The sequence below is a fragment of the Paenibacillus xylanivorans genome (assembly GCF_001280595.1).
Lineage (GTDB): Bacteria > Bacillota > Bacilli > Paenibacillales > Paenibacillaceae > Paenibacillus > Paenibacillus xylanivorans.
In genome coordinates this window covers 1-14,123 of record NZ_LITU01000004.1, presented here as the reverse complement: position 1 = coordinate 14,123, position 14,123 = coordinate 1, and the positions used below count along the sequence as shown (strand labels likewise).

General features: G+C 48.2%; 15 protein-coding genes. 14 read left to right on the top strand and 1 reads right to left on the bottom strand.

Translation table 11 applies throughout. The features are described 5' to 3' along the window. Positions 1-18: 18 nt before the first annotated feature. From AMS66_RS00090 to AMS66_RS00030, 13 genes are all read left to right on the top strand, one after another. Positions 19-969 carry a peptidyl-prolyl cis-trans isomerase gene (locus tag AMS66_RS00090; protein WP_053778910.1) on the top strand — a complete coding sequence of 317 codons (951 nt, stop codon included), beginning with the start codon at positions 19-21 and terminating at the stop codon, positions 967-969. 340 nt (positions 970-1,309) lie between these two features. Next, a complete protein-coding gene (cysK, locus tag AMS66_RS00085; RefSeq protein ID WP_053778909.1) occupies positions 1,310-2,248 on the top strand; it encodes a cysteine synthase A in 939 nt (312 codons plus the stop codon). Positions 2,249-2,389: 141 nt separating this feature from the next. Continuing rightward, a complete protein-coding gene (locus tag AMS66_RS00080; RefSeq protein ID WP_053778947.1) occupies positions 2,390-3,961 on the top strand; it encodes an anthranilate synthase component I family protein in 1,572 nt (523 codons plus the stop codon). Between the two features lie 66 nt (positions 3,962-4,027). Further along, entirely contained in the window at positions 4,028-4,603 is a 576-nt protein-coding gene (gene pabA, locus AMS66_RS00075; RefSeq protein WP_053778908.1) for an aminodeoxychorismate/anthranilate synthase component II, read from the top strand. A gap of 2 nt (positions 4,604-4,605) precedes the next feature. Then, a complete protein-coding gene (locus tag AMS66_RS00070; protein WP_053778907.1) occupies positions 4,606-5,490 on the top strand; it encodes an aminotransferase class IV in 885 nt (294 codons plus the stop codon). After that, positions 5,487-6,350 (top strand): dihydropteroate synthase, encoded by an 864-nt coding sequence (gene folP / locus AMS66_RS00065; RefSeq protein ID WP_053778906.1) that lies wholly within the window; start codon positions 5,487-5,489, stop codon positions 6,348-6,350. The genes AMS66_RS00070 and folP overlap by 4 nt, the downstream gene beginning before the upstream one ends. Before the next feature lie 102 nt (positions 6,351-6,452). Next, on the top strand, positions 6,453-6,815 hold the full coding sequence (gene folB, locus AMS66_RS00060) for a dihydroneopterin aldolase (RefSeq protein ID WP_053778905.1): 363 nt from the start codon (positions 6,453-6,455) through the stop codon (positions 6,813-6,815). A 9-nt stretch (positions 6,816-6,824) separates the two neighbouring features. Then, complete coding sequence (gene folK / locus AMS66_RS00055; protein ID WP_053778904.1) at positions 6,825-7,373, top strand: 2-amino-4-hydroxy-6-hydroxymethyldihydropteridine diphosphokinase; 549 nt, start codon at positions 6,825-6,827, stop codon at positions 7,371-7,373. Beyond that, positions 7,325-7,528, top strand: a complete 204-nt coding sequence (locus tag AMS66_RS00050; protein ID WP_053778903.1) for a helix-turn-helix domain-containing protein — start codon at positions 7,325-7,327, stop codon at positions 7,526-7,528. Before folK ends, AMS66_RS00050 begins: the two co-directional genes overlap by 49 nt. Positions 7,529-7,657: 129 nt before the next feature. Further along, on the top strand, positions 7,658-8,677 hold the full coding sequence (gene dusB / locus AMS66_RS00045; protein WP_053778902.1) for a tRNA dihydrouridine synthase DusB: 1,020 nt from the start codon (positions 7,658-7,660) through the stop codon (positions 8,675-8,677). Between the two features lie 243 nt (positions 8,678-8,920). Then, positions 8,921-9,397, top strand: coding sequence for a transcription elongation factor GreA (gene greA, locus AMS66_RS00040; RefSeq protein ID WP_053778901.1), 477 nt, complete (start codon positions 8,921-8,923; stop codon positions 9,395-9,397). A gap of 121 nt (positions 9,398-9,518) precedes the next feature. Next, on the top strand, positions 9,519-11,036 hold the full coding sequence (gene lysS, locus AMS66_RS00035; protein WP_053778900.1) for a lysine--tRNA ligase: 1,518 nt from the start codon (positions 9,519-9,521) through the stop codon (positions 11,034-11,036). 189 nt (positions 11,037-11,225) lie between these two features. After that, the gene (locus AMS66_RS00030; RefSeq protein WP_053778899.1) at positions 11,226-12,563 is read left to right on the top strand and encodes a TrkH family potassium uptake protein; all 1,338 of its coding nucleotides are present in this window, start codon (positions 11,226-11,228) and stop codon (positions 12,561-12,563) included. A 161-nt stretch (positions 12,564-12,724) separates the two neighbouring features. Here AMS66_RS00030 and AMS66_RS00025 read toward each other — a convergent pair whose 3' ends face one another. Then, positions 12,725-13,324, bottom strand: a complete 600-nt coding sequence (locus AMS66_RS00025) for a TetR/AcrR family transcriptional regulator (RefSeq protein WP_053778898.1) — start codon at positions 13,322-13,324, stop codon at positions 12,725-12,727. A 77-nt stretch (positions 13,325-13,401) separates the two neighbouring features. On the opposite strand from AMS66_RS00025, the gene AMS66_RS00020 reads away from it, so the two are divergent. Further along, positions 13,402-13,959, top strand: a complete 558-nt coding sequence (locus AMS66_RS00020; protein ID WP_330219271.1) for a hypothetical protein — start codon at positions 13,402-13,404, stop codon at positions 13,957-13,959. Positions 13,960-14,123: the final 164 nt, after the last annotated feature.

Here is a 14,123-nt window from a genome sequence, read left to right as displayed (position 1 = left end):
GCGGGGACGGGACGCGGAATGACAAGACAGGAAAAAGGGCTATGGACGGCTGTAATTGTCTTGACGCTTGGAATGCTGGTGATGGGTTCGGTTATGATTGTACAAGGCTTACGGACTGGACGTGATGGAGCAGATTCGTCTCAGGACGCCAATCAGGAAGATGGAAGTGCCGTAGCAACGATTAATGGCGAGGTCATCACTGACAAGGAATGGACTGAGGCCTTGAAACGGCGCTATGGCAGTGAATTGCTGCTTCAGATGCTTAACCGCAAAGCTGTTTATGCAGAAGCGGTGGACCGTAATCTGACGGTGACTCCCAAGGAAATTGCGAAGGAAATTGCCGCGGCCATGGATGGATATGACTCGGAGAAGGCTTATTTTAACGAAATGCAGTCCCAGCTCGGTTTATCCAGGCAGGACCTTGAGTTGGAGGCGGGGTACAGGCTTTTGCTTGAGAAAATTGCCACAAGCGGCATCCAGATCAAGGATGCAGATATTGAACATTACTGGAACGAACACCATGAAGACTATGTTTCCCCTGAGAAATACGATCTGTCCATCATTATGCTGAAGGAAGAGGAGCAAGCAGAATCGGTACTGGATGCGCTGGACAAGGGAGCAGACTTTGAAGAAACCGCACGTAATGAATCGACGGACAGCTACTCTCGCGATGCAGGCGGTCGCCTGGGCTGGATTGAGCAGAACGATCCGTTTCAGTCCGAAGCAATCCTCAAACTTGCAGCTCAATTGGACGTTGGCGATATTGCAGGGCCAGTGAAGGTGGAAGAGGGCTACGCGATCATTAAAATGAACGACAATCAAGAGCGTCAGGTGCAACCCGCAGAAGAGGTTCGCGAAGAGATTCGGATGCAGCTGGCCCTCAGCCAGGCTGATCCCCTGCCCCAGGTGGAGGAAAGGCTGCGCAAAGAGTATGAGGCTGTCATCATCGCTGAAATTCCGGCATCCTGATATCCTGCAAACGAATGTCCTGCTGCATCTTGATAAAAATACTCTGTCTACGGCCTTAGGGCCCAGGGCGGAGTATTTTTTTGAGTACTCATATTGACAATAGGGTATAACGTTGATAAGATAAAAATAATCAAAAACCTACTCATTTACTCGGAATAAAACCATTTATATGAACAAAGAAATCTTCGGAAACCCAGACTCTGTCCGGTTTGTTGCAGACGGAATGGACTCAATAACGGATTTCCGTAGTTCTTTTATAACATCTAGAGGCTGCTTCGGCCGCACATGTATATGGCAACAGGACTTAAGTAGTATTCATCCCACTAAGGAGGGCATTCATATGGCTAAAGTAGTTAATAACGTAACAGAACTTATCGGAGGTACTCCGCTTGTTCGTCTGAACCGTATCGTACCTGAAGGCAGTGCTGAAGTATTCGTGAAACTGGAATACCAGAATCCAGGTTCAAGCGTTAAAGACCGTATCGCGATTAGCATCGTGGAAGAAGCGGAAAAAGAAGGCAAGCTGAAACCGGGTGATACCATCATCGAAGCAACAAGTGGTAACACAGGAATCGGACTGGCTATGGTGGCTGCAGCCAAAGGCTACAAGTCTGTTATTGTTATGCCGGAAACGATGAGCATGGAGCGTCGTAACCTGCTTCGCGCCTACGGAGCTGAGCTTGTGCTCACGCCGGGAGCCGAAGGTATGAATGGTGCAGTTAAAAAAGCTGAGGAATTGCTTAAGGAAAATCCATCTTATTTCATGGCTGAGCAATTTAAAAATAAAGCCAACGTGAAGATCCACCGTGAAACGACTGGCCCTGAGATTGTTGAAGCAATTCAATCTGTAGGCGGTACGTTGGATGCTTTCGTTGCAGGAATCGGTACAGGCGGAACGATTACAGGTACAGGTGAAGTGTTGAAAGAAGCCTTCCCTGGGATTAAAATTGTTGCCGTTGAACCAGCAGCTTCGCCAATCTTGGCAGGCGGTAAACCAGGTCCTCACAAAATCCAGGGGATCGGTGCCAACTTTATCCCTGAGATTCTGGATCAGGAAATCTATGACGAAATCATTCACATCGAAAATGATGATGCATTCGAGACTGCTCGTCAGGTAGCGAAGGAAGAGGGCATCCTGTCCGGTATTTCTTCTGGTGCAGCCATTCGTGCAGGTCTGCAAGTGGCTAAACAGCTGGGTGCAGGCAAACGTGTTGTGGTTATCGTACCAAGTAACGGCGAACGTTACCTGAGCACACCACTTTACAACTTTGAATCTTAAGGTTAACAAGGGATGAAACAAATCCTCCTTGCCCGCGTGCCGGGTGTGGAGGATTTTTTGCTGAATGCTTTTAAAAGCAGCGGTGCTTTAGTATACTATCAGACAATAGAACTAGCGACAGATGGAGGGCGGCAAACCGCAATGACACACCTGATGACAACATACGCCGACTGGACAGAGTGGGCCGGAAAAGGTTGGACCATGATGCCATATATGATCAAGTCGGATAAGGGACCGTATCATGGCGGTTTACCGTTAACGTGGGAAGCGGCCTGGCAGCAGGCATCTCCTTATGCAATCGTGCTGGAGAACGGTAAGGGGGGGAGGTACACCTTCCTCGGATTACACCCTGTATCCGTTATTTCCGGCAAAGGAAATGAAGCTGTTATTCACGACCTGAAAGAGGGATCGACGTCGACAGACAACGGTAAACCTCTCGAAGTATTAAAAAGGTGGGCTGCACCATACCGTGCACCAAAGGTGATTAATGCTCCGGATTTTGGCGGCGGATGCGCAGGCTATCTCAGCTATGACGTAGCCAGATCGCTGGAGAAGCTACCGACACTGGCTGAAGATAACCCGGCTCTGCCGGATTATTGGTGGATGCGTTTTGAAGAAGTGTGGGCGTATGATCATGAGCAACAGGCCTTGTTCTGTATGGTGCACATGCCTGTGCAGCCAAATCAGGTGGAGGCCGATCTGCGCAGACTTTACACGGAAGCAGAGGAGCGAGCAGCTGCCATGCAGCAACGCTGGCTGCATATTCTAGGATTTGCACAGGCAGAAGATCAACAGCAGGCACTGGAGCATCGCAACAGTCAGATCCATCGTACTCCACAGACAGCAGATTCGGAGCGGGAAACCGAAGGATGGCATACCTCTTTTCCCCAAGAAGATTTCGAGCAGGCAGTACGCACCGTGCAGGAATATATCCGGCAAGGGGATGTGTTTCAGGTGAACTTGTCCCTGCGGCAGGAGAAGCGTCTGAAGTCCAGTCCCGAACATATCTATGAGTGGCTTCGACTTGTGAACCCATCTCCCTACATGGGAATGCTGCGCAGTCCGGATTTCCAACTGGTGAGCGGTTCGCCTGAGTTGCTTGTCAAAGTAGATCATGGCAAGGTGAGTGCTCGTCCGATCGCAGGCACACGGAGAAGAGGCCGTGATGAAGCTGAGGATGAGTTGATGGCGGCTGAGTTGCTGAACAGTGAGAAGGAGCGGGCAGAACATATTATGCTGGTCGATCTGGAGCGGAATGATATCGGGCGAATTGCAGCTTATGGATCAGTCCATGTGCCTGAACTGATGACGATCGAGAAGTATTCGCATGTCATGCATCTGGTTTCTCAAGTCGAGGGAACGCTGGCAGACGGGCTATCCGTATTTGATGTGATCGCAGCGACGTTCCCAGGTGGAACGATTACGGGTGCACCCAAAGTTCGAACAATGGAAATCATTGAAGAACTGGAGCCTGTGCGTCGTGGACCGTATACAGGTTCGATTGGGTGGATGGATTACAGTGGTAACATGGAGCTGAACATCGTCATTCGTACACTTTCCATTAAAGATGGAGTGGGATATGTACAGGCAGGAGCAGGCATTGTTATTGATTCCGATCCCTATCGGGAATACAGGGAGTGCCGCAACAAGGCAAGGGCCATGATGAGGGCTGTGAATTACAGTGAGGAAGCTGAAGCTGTTAAATTAAAATAATCAAGCAACCGTCCCCTGTGTGGACGGAAGAAGAGGAAGAATAGGAAGAATAGGAGGAACAAGGATATGATACTGGTCATCGACAATTATGATTCCTTCACATACAACCTGGTTCAATATCTGGGTGAACTGGGGGAGACGGTGGAAGTTCACCGCAATGATGAAATTGATCTGGCAGGCATCGAGGCATTGGCACCTGATCATATTTTGATCTCACCCGGTCCTTGTACGCCAAATGAGGCAGGCATCAGTCTAGCGGTCATTGATCATTTCAAGGGCAGTATTCCGATATTTGGCGTTTGTCTGGGACATCAGGCGATTGGACAGGCATTCGGGGGCCATGTTATTCGTGCGGAACGCATGATGCATGGCAAAACATCCGAAATGCATCATAACGGAACATCCGTATTTAGCGGATTACCATCACCTTTCACGGCAACGCGATATCACTCTCTAATCGTTGAGCGCAGCAGTCTGCCAGATTGTCTGGAAGTTACGGCCGAGACGGCGGAGGGCGAGATTATGGGCTTGCGTCACAAGGAATATGCGATTGAAGGTGTTCAGTTCCATCCTGAATCCATCATTACGGATCACGGTCATCAAATGCTGCGTAACTTCCTGTCTCAGCAGGTAAAGGTATAGAGATGAAATATGCCGCGATAAACGGAGAATTGGTCAATATGGCGGCAGCCGTGGTTCCGGTGACGGATCACGGCTTTTTGTACGGACTCGGATTGTTCGAGACGTTTCGAACGTATCAAGGAGTTCCCTTTCTACTGGAACGTCATTTGGAACGTATGGCTTCAGGGTGCCGTGAATTGGGCATTCCTTTCACAGCAACAGCAGCGGAGGTAACGGACTGGATTAGACAACTGTTGCTTGCTAACGAACTCCAGGATGCCTATGTCCGCTATACGGTATCTGCGGGTGAAGCCCCGCTCGGGCTGCCTTCGGGGGATTATGTGAAACCCAATTATATCGTATTGGCAAAAGCACTACCCGAACCCTCTCCATCTCTATACAAAAACGGAAAAATTCTTCAACGTCTGTCGACGCCCCGTAACACGCCTGAAGGAGAAGTGCGGTTCAAATCGCTGCATTACATGAACAGTATTCTGGCGAAACGTGAACTGAACGGATACGGACAGTATGTGCAAAGTGCGGAAGGGCTGCAATTAACCCGAGATGGGTATGTAGCTGAGGGGATTGTCAGCAATGTGTTCTGGGTGAGACAGGGCGTACTATACACGTCAGCACTTGCGACTGGGATTTTGCCGGGAATCACCAGAGCCGTTGTACTGGAGCTTGCAGCTCAGCAAGGAATGCTTTGCCAGGAAGGTTTGTTCCCTTGGGAGGAACTGCTGCAGGCAGATGAAATCTTTTTGACAGGCTCTGTTGCTGAACTCGTTCCAGTTACTACATTGCGGGATCAGGATGGAACAGAAACGGTAATCAGCAGCGGACATATAGGCCCGGTTACAGAAGCGCTTCTGGGTATGTACCGGCAGAAAGCGGGGTATACTTCATGACACTTACACCAGTTATATATGAACGGAATTATGCGTGGGGGCCAGCAGAGCTAAAACTTGGCACACGTACACTTATTATGGGCATTCTGAATGTCACACCGGACTCCTTCTCCGATGGGGGACGTTACACCAGTGTGGAGCGAGCGGTGGCTCACGCCATTCAGATGATGGAAGACGGCGCGGATCTCATTGATATTGGCGGGGAATCCACACGTCCGGGTTCAGAGATCGTTGGCGCTGATGAAGAGCTCAGACGGATCATTCCAGTCATTGAAGCACTGCGGCAGCAGGCTCCACATATTCCAATATCGGTAGACACCTATAAGGCGGATGTCGCTCGTCAGGCCATTCAGGCTGGAGCGCACATCATTAATGATGTGTGGGGTGCCAAGGCTGACCGGGAGATGGCGCATACTGCGGCAGAACTGGGATGCCCTTTGATCCTAATGCACAACCGGCAAGAACGAGACTATACCGACTATTTGGTTGATGTAGTTAGTGATCTTCAGGAGAGTATACAGATTGCGTTAGAGGCTGGAGTACATCCTGATCGGATTATTTTGGACCCGGGCATTGGCTTTGTGAAAGATCTGAACGAAAATCTCGTGCTCATGTCATCGCTCGGACTGCTCAATGAGATGGGGTACCCCGTTCTGCTGGCAACCTCGCGTAAAAGGTTCATCCAGAATACTTTGCAGGTGCAGGCAGATGATGCGCTGGAAGGTACAGCCGCTACGGTTGCTCTTGGCATAGCCCAAGGATGCCAGATGGTCCGGGTTCATGACGTGAAGCCGATTCGGCGCACGGTGGACATGTGTGATGCCATGCTGTATGCATCTCCAGGCTTGCGGAGGAAATGATGCTGACGGGTCCTGTGACCCGTCCAGTAGAAGCGCAGCGTTTTGCAATAGGAACAAACATCGAACCATGAAGTCATTATATATAGAGGGCAGGCGGAACTTATGGATAGAATGGTAATGCATCGAATGGAGTATTACGGATATCACGGCGTATTTGCCGAGGAGCGGAAGCTGGGGGCGCGTTATTATATTGATCTGGAGATCGATATGGATCTGGGTGAGGCTGGGCGTAACGATGATCTGACCAAAACCATCAATTATGCAGAAATCCATGAGCTGGTGAAACAGATCGTTGAAAATAAATCATTCCAGTTAATTGAAGCTTTGGGCGAACATATTGCATCTTCTTTACTAGACACTTATACTATTATCAATGCATTGACAGTCAAGGTGACGAAGCCGCATCCGCCGTTCGATATTCATTTTGGGGGCGTAACTGTAGAGCTTCGCCGCACAAGAAAGTGAGAACCGATCATGATTGCACATTCGACCTCTGAATCTTCAGAGGCTTATATTGCTTTAGGGGCTAATTTGGGTGACCGGGAACAGACGCTACTTGAGGCGTTAACGTTGCTGGATGCACATCCTCATATATCCGTCCTGCGCTGTTCTGCGCTATATGAGACGGAGCCGGTAGGTTATGTGGACCAGCCAGCGTTTCTGAATATGGCAACTGCGGTACAGACTACACTTTTGCCGGAGCAGCTGCTCACGGAACTGCTGGAGATTGAAACACGGCTTGGACGGGTTCGTGATATCCGTTGGGGCCCTCGTACAGTCGATTTGGATCTGCTTTGGATGGATGGAGAGACGAGTGATACGGAACGGCTGCAATTGCCGCATCCACGGATGGGTGAACGGGCGTTTGTATTGGTGCCACTGGCTGACATCGTAACCGAAGATGAGCATTCAGGTTTGTATACCTTCGTACAATCATCGTTGTCTGTACTGGATGGAAAGGATGGAATACAGCTTTGGAAAACGTGCAATTGGCCAATCGAATCCGGGCTTTCCGGAAGCTGAAAGGTTTAACACAACAGGAACTTGCTGCTGAGACGGGCATATCGCTGGCCATTCTGGGTATGATTGAACGAGGCAACCGCAAAGTTGCTGAACGGGAGCTGAATCTCATTGCAGGAGTACTGTCGATCAGTATTGAGGAGTTGCAGGGGAACTAATGCCGCTTTTTACTAACAAGAAAACATTGTCATTATCCGTTGATTTTATACAGCAAGAAGCATTTGAGAAACTAAACACGACCAGGATTCATGCAAAAGTCGGATTTAAAAAGGAGTGGAACGACTACCGTGCTTAGAATTGGTGATATTGAAATGAAAAACCAGGTCGTACTTGCGCCGATGGCTGGCGTGTGTAATCCGGCTTTTCGTCTAATTGCAAAAGAATTCGGAACAGGCCTCGTATGTGCGGAGATGGTGAGTGGCAAAGCCATCGTGCATGGTAACAAGCGGACACGTGAGATGTTGTTTGTAGATGAGCGTGAGAAACCGCTGAGCCTGCAAATATGGGGGGGAGATCGTGAAGCCCTCGTAGAAGCAGCCAAAATTGTGGACAAAGAAACCAATGCTGACATCATCGACATCAACATGGGATGCCCTGTGCCAAAGGTGACGAGCTGTGATGCAGGTGCACGCTGGTTGCTTGATCCGAACAAAATTTATGATATGGTATCCGCTGTAGTGGACGCGGTAGATAAGCCGGTAACAGTCAAGATGCGGATCGGCTGGGATAACGAGCACATCTACGTGGTTGAGAATGCACTTGCGGTTGAACGCGCTGGCGGACAGGCGGTAAGTGTGCACGGCCGTACGCGTGAACAGCTCTACACAGGTACAGCGGACTGGTCACATATCAAAGATGTAAAAGACGCTGTCTCTATCCCGGTTATCGGGAACGGAGATGTATCTTCACCGGAAGATGCCCGTCGTATGCTGGATGAAACGGGTTGTGACGGAGTTATGATCGGTCGTGCCGCTCTGGGTAACCCATGGATGCTGTATCGTACCATTCAATACTTGAGTTCCGGCGAATTGCTTCCTGACCCGAATGGGGAAGAGAAGATTCGGGTTGCCATTCTGCATATGGATCGTCTGATTGCACTGAAGGGTGAGGCTGTTGCTGTGCGCGAGATGCGTAAACACCTGGCTTGGTATCTGAAAGGTCTGAAAGGATCTGCCCGCATCAAGGACGTTATTATGGAAGAAACCAAACGTGATGAGATGGTGCATATTCTGGAGAACTTTGTAGGTCAGCTGCATATCGAAGGCAATCTGGAGTCAGAACCGGCAGTAGCCGAAAATGCATCTTGATCTGGGGCTGTAAAACGTTTACAGCTGTAGGGGCGTAACATTGACTTTTCGAGACCGTTACCCTATAATTTCACAGTATAAATTCGCCATGTGCGTCATAAGGCTAGTGCATCAGGAGGAACGTTCTGTTTCTCCGGAGAACTTCATATAGTTTTGAAGATGTATGCGGGCGGAGCTCTGTAAACAGCACTGGTTCCGTTGCCGTGCAATCAAATTATTCCCATGACAGGAGAATCGGTTGAGATGAGCGATAAGGAAGTTATCCTTACACCAGAGGGACTTAAGAAGCTTGAAGAAGAACTGGAAATGCTGAAATCGGTGAAGCGCCGCGAAGTGGCTGAACGGATTAAGGTAGCCATCGGGTATGGAGATATTAGTGAGAACTCCGAATACGAAGACGCGAAGAACGAACAGGCTTTCATTGAAGGCCGCGTTATTACTTTGGAGAAATTGCTCCGGAACGCACGGATTATCAACAGCGACGAGATCGATACCGAAGCCGTAAGCGTGGGTGCAACAGTTACTGTAGAAGATCTGGAATTCGGTGATATCACGGAATATACGATCGTAGGTTCTGCGGAGTCCAATCCGCTGCAGAACAAAATATCGAACGAAAGCCCTGTTGGTAAAGCCATTCTGGGCAAGAAAAAAGGTACGGTTGTTGATGTAAGTGTGCCTGCTGGCGTAATTCAATATAAAATTGTAGACATCAAGAAGTAATATAAGCAATGAAGCAGTCGGGTACTGAGACAAAAGCTTCCTTAGGGAAGCTTTTTTCAACATTTGAGGCAGAATACCTCGGAAGATGCCTGCAATGTAAATAAGGAGATGAATATAGATCATGACGGATGAAGTCTTGAATCAGGAAACCGAAACCGAACTAAGTGAGCTTTTACAAATTCGCCGCGACAAATTGGACGAGCTCCGCAAATTGGGGATCGACCCTTTTGGCCAAAAATACGTACGTACGGAAGAAGCCGGCTCCATTCTGAAGAAGTATGAAGAACTGACCAAGGAAGAGCTGGAAGAGAAGCACATCGAAGTCAGTATTGCCGGACGGATTATGGCGAAGCGGGGAATGGGTAAAGCGAGCTTTGCACATATTCAGGACCTGAGCGGCAGAATCCAGATCTATGTTCGTCAGGATACTGTACCGGAAGACAAATACGCCGCGTTCAGCCTGCTCGATCTGGGCGATATTGTAGGTGTTTCTGGAGTAATCTTCAAAACTAAGACAGGTGAAACTTCGGTTAAGGTTCAAAATCTCGAAGTATTGTCCAAGTCACTTTACCCCCTTCCGGATAAATATCATGGACTAGCGGATGTAGAGCTGCGTTACCGTCAGCGCTATGTTGACCTGATTATGAATCGCGAAGTGCAACAGACCTTTGTTACTCGTTCCAAAATCATTCAGTCTATGCGCCGTTACCTGGATTCCTTAGGCTATCTGGAAGTGGAAACTCCGACGCTGCACACCATCGCTGGTGGAGCGGCTGCGCGTCCATTCATTACGCATCATAATGCGCTTGATATGGAACTGTACATGCGTATTGCGATCGAGCTTCACTTGAAACGTCTGATTGTAGGCGGTCTGGAGAAGGTATATGAGATCGGCCGTGTATACCGTAATGAAGGGATGTCGACACGTCATAACCCTGAGTTCACGATGATTGAACTTTATGAGGCATATGCCGATTACCAGGATATTATGCGTTTAACTGAGAATCTGGTTGCTCATATCGCACAGGAAGTACTTGGTACGCAAGTTGTCCAATACGCAGACTATCAAGTGGATCTTACGCCACAATGGCGCCGTGTAACGATGGTAGACGCGGTTAAGGAAGTTGTAGGCGTAGACTTCTCCGTGCATATGACGGACGAGGAAGCTCACCGTTTGGCGAAAGAACATAAGGTTCCGGTTGAAAAACATATGACATTTGGTCATATTCTGAATGCATTCTTCGAACATTTTGTAGAAGAGACGTTGATTCAGCCAACCTTTATCATGGGACATCCGGTTGAGATTTCTCCGCTGGCGAAGAAAAGCGATGTAGATCCACGCTTCACGGACCGCTTTGAGCTGTTTATCGTTGGACGTGAGCATGCCAATGCCTTTACAGAGCTGAATGATCCAATTGATCAGCGTCAGCGCTTTGAGGCACAATTGCTGGAGAAAGAGCACGGAAACGACGAAGCACACGAAATGGATGATGATTTCATCCGTGCGCTCGAATATGGTATGCCACCAACAGGTGGACTGGGTATCGGTATTGACCGTCTGATCATGTTGTTGACTAATTCGCCGTCTATTCGTGACGTACTGCTCTTCCCACACATGCGTCCTCGTACACAGGATTAAATAAGGAACATTTAACTCGTTCATAATAAAAGAGGAACCTGCCGTTCAGTATGATGCTGGTGGCAAGTTCCTCTTTAGGTTTACATAGGCATCGAAGTGACAGATTCGTCGAAACAACATGGCTGCCATGAATATGGTGACAAATCTTCTTGCCTACCTGTTTGTATTACGTTAAAAGAGGTGCCCTTCATGAAGTTTAGGCTTCACATTGCTAAATTCCTATCACCCCCATTGATCCTGGTTGGTGGTTTCATGCTTATTATCACGATCGGTACGATTCTGCTCATGCTGCCCATCTCCAATCAAAGCGGCGAGCATTTGGCGTTTATTGATGCACTGTTTACGTCTACCTCTGCTGCTTGCGTGACCGGGCTGGTCGTTGTGGATGTAGGGACGACCTTCAACCTGTTCGGTCAAATCGTGATTATGGTGCTTATGCAGCTAGGCGGACTTGGCTTCATGACCATCGCAACGTTGTTTGCGTTAGTATTGGGCAAGCGAATCTCGCTTAAGGACAGGCTGCTGCTGAAAGAGGCTATCAACGCTGACAGTATGGAAGGCATTGTACGTATTATCCGCAAGGTGCTGATCTTTTCGTTTACCATTGAAGGAGTGGCTGCCGTTATATTGGCACTACGCTGGGCAACGGAGATGCCTTTTTGGCAGGCGGTGTACTATGGTGCTTTTCACTCGGTTTCATTATTTAATAATGGTGGTTTCGATCTGTTCGGCAATAGTTTTCAGTATTATACGGGGGACTGGTTGTTTAACGTAACAGCTTCCGTGCTGGTTGTATCCGGGGGACTCGGCTTTGTGGTGTTGAATGATTTGTTTGAGTTCCGCAAGCGTCGTCGCTTATCGTTGCAGTCCAAACTGGTGTTGTCCGTGTCAGGTGCGCTAATTGGTATCGGTGCAATTGTACTGTTTGTATTTGAGTTCACCAATGGGCACACACTGGCTTCTCTCAGTTGGAGCGAAAAGATCTACGCCTCGTTCTTCCAATCTGTCTCTACACGTTCGTCGGGTACGAGTACCATTGATATTACCCAGATGAGGCAGGCTACCCAGTTCTTCTTCATTCTGTTGATGTTTATTGGGGCATCTCCGGGATCAACCGGGGGTGGGATCAAGACGACAACGTTCCTGATCATGATTGGAGCGGTGTATGCCATGATTCGTGGCAATAAAGATATTGTATTTTTCCGTCAGCGTGTTCCGAAAGAGTTGCTGATGAGAGCATTGACGATTATTATGGTTTCCTTGATTATATTCATGGTTGTGGTAATGCTACTACTTACGACAGAGGATGCGCCGTTCCTTTCACTCATGTTTGAAGCGGCCTCGGCGATAGGGACAGTAGGTCTGTCCGTGGGAGTAACGCATGAATTAACGGTATGGGGAAAAGTGATCATTGCTTTCACGATGTTTATCGGACGTATTGGACCGCTAACCATCGCATACGCCCTTCGTCCGCGCAAAGAGAAGAAGCTGTATCGCCATCCGGAGGGTCGGATTATTATTGGATAAAAAGAAAAAAACCGTCACGCATCTAGGAGACTAACCCTATTATGGATACATAGGGTAGTCATAACTAATGCCTTGCGGTTTTTTTTTTGTTTCATAAGAAGCATTTACTCGGCCCCTGCTGTGCGAAGGATAGAGCTGAATTAAACTTGTGACGGAATCTCTTATTCTGCATCCCGGCATAACGTTACAAGATGCATGGTAAGGATGTCCTCCATGATCTTGGTGTTCATCTGGTCAGGACGAAGAATCGCATGAATTCCCAAACCGTCGACCAGTGCGTATAGCCGTTCAATTTCCAGCTCCTTATCGAGGCCTGTTCGGGAGAGATTGAGATCCATGAGGTAGGTGATAACCGTCGCCATCGCGTGTCTGAGTTCATCATAGACTTTGTAGGCATGCTCTTTGAGAGCGGGTTCGGTCTTAGATTTGGCTGTAAAAGCGTACCACACCTCCATTTCGGCCATTTTTTCATCCGTACTAGGCAAGAGCTCTAACAGCAGAAGCTTCATATTCTCCAACGGGGAAGCATCAAAGGACATCCGTGTGATTCGATTCGATACCCGTTCGGATACTAGATTCATTGCGTATAGGAGTAGTTCCGATTGGGTTGAAAAGTAGTGGCGCATAGACCCGGCCGATATTCCAGCTTCTACCGCAATATTTCGAACGGAGGCCTGTTCCATGCCATCTTTTCGGATGACACGCCAAGCCGCTTCGGCTACGAGCAGACGTTGTTTGTCGTGATCAACTATTTTAGGCATAAAAGGATTATATCATTGTTGATTATTATAATACAAATGTGTTAAATTGTATTTAATACATTTGTATTATAAAAGGAGTGAATCATTTGATTGTCTATTTTATTATTGGATGTGAGATTGCCTTCTGGGTATTTGTCGTTGCAGGTCTGAGTGTGCGTTATCTGCTCGGGATGAAACGAACGGGGATAGCTCTGTTAATGGCAACGCCAATTGTGGATGTTCTTCTATTGATTGCTACGGTAATGGATCTTCAGCGGGGAGCTACAGCAAGTCTTGTTCATGGTATTGCTGCGATATATATAGGAGCAAGTATTGCATATGGTCATCAGATGATCGCTTGGGCAGATCGATATTTCCTATATTGGTTCAAAGGTGGAGAAAATCCTCGTAGCAGAAAGGTATACGGCAGTGAACATGCGAGTCTTGAAAGAGTTGGCTGGTCTAGACATCTATTGGCCTGGTGTATAGGCTGCCTGTTTCTGCTCACAATGATCTGGTGGATAGGTGACGCGGAACGTACTGCTGCTTTCTCTAACCTGATCAGAATTTGGGGGATCGTACTGGGGATCGATTTTATAATCAGTTTCAGTTATACCATATGGCCGAGGAAGATGCCTGTGAAGAGAATGAAGTAACACGTAATTGTATTAAGCAGGGATCACGCGGGTCATCCATGGAAGAAGGGGTGATCCTGCACGTTACAGGAGAGAGTGTTACGGATGAATATTTGGGCTCTGAGATTGACGGAATAATTAAATGGGCAAGTTGATAAACTTTATTGAAAATAAAGCTTGCGTTC

Coding starts and splice junctions, on each gene's coding strand:
- AMS66_RS00090 (WP_053778910.1), top strand. CDS start 19: ATGACAAGACAGGAAAAAGGGCTATGGACGGCTGTAATTGTCTTGACG.
- cysK (WP_053778909.1), top strand. CDS start 1,310: ATGGCTAAAGTAGTTAATAACGTAACAGAACTTATCGGAGGTACTCCG.
- AMS66_RS00080 (WP_053778947.1), top strand. CDS start 2,390: ATGACACACCTGATGACAACATACGCCGACTGGACAGAGTGGGCCGGA.
- pabA (WP_053778908.1), top strand. CDS start 4,028: ATGATACTGGTCATCGACAATTATGATTCCTTCACATACAACCTGGTT.
- AMS66_RS00070 (WP_053778907.1), top strand. CDS start 4,606: ATGAAATATGCCGCGATAAACGGAGAATTGGTCAATATGGCGGCAGCC.
- folP (WP_053778906.1), top strand. CDS start 5,487: ATGACACTTACACCAGTTATATATGAACGGAATTATGCGTGGGGGCCA.
- folB (WP_053778905.1), top strand. CDS start 6,453: ATGGATAGAATGGTAATGCATCGAATGGAGTATTACGGATATCACGGC.
- folK (WP_053778904.1), top strand. CDS start 6,825: ATGATTGCACATTCGACCTCTGAATCTTCAGAGGCTTATATTGCTTTA.
- greA (WP_053778901.1), top strand. CDS start 8,921: ATGAGCGATAAGGAAGTTATCCTTACACCAGAGGGACTTAAGAAGCTT.
- lysS (WP_053778900.1), top strand. CDS start 9,519: ATGACGGATGAAGTCTTGAATCAGGAAACCGAAACCGAACTAAGTGAG.
- AMS66_RS00030 (WP_053778899.1), top strand. CDS start 11,226: ATGAAGTTTAGGCTTCACATTGCTAAATTCCTATCACCCCCATTGATC.
- AMS66_RS00025 (WP_053778898.1), bottom strand. CDS start 13,324: ATGCCTAAAATAGTTGATCACGACAAACAACGTCTGCTCGTAGCCGAA.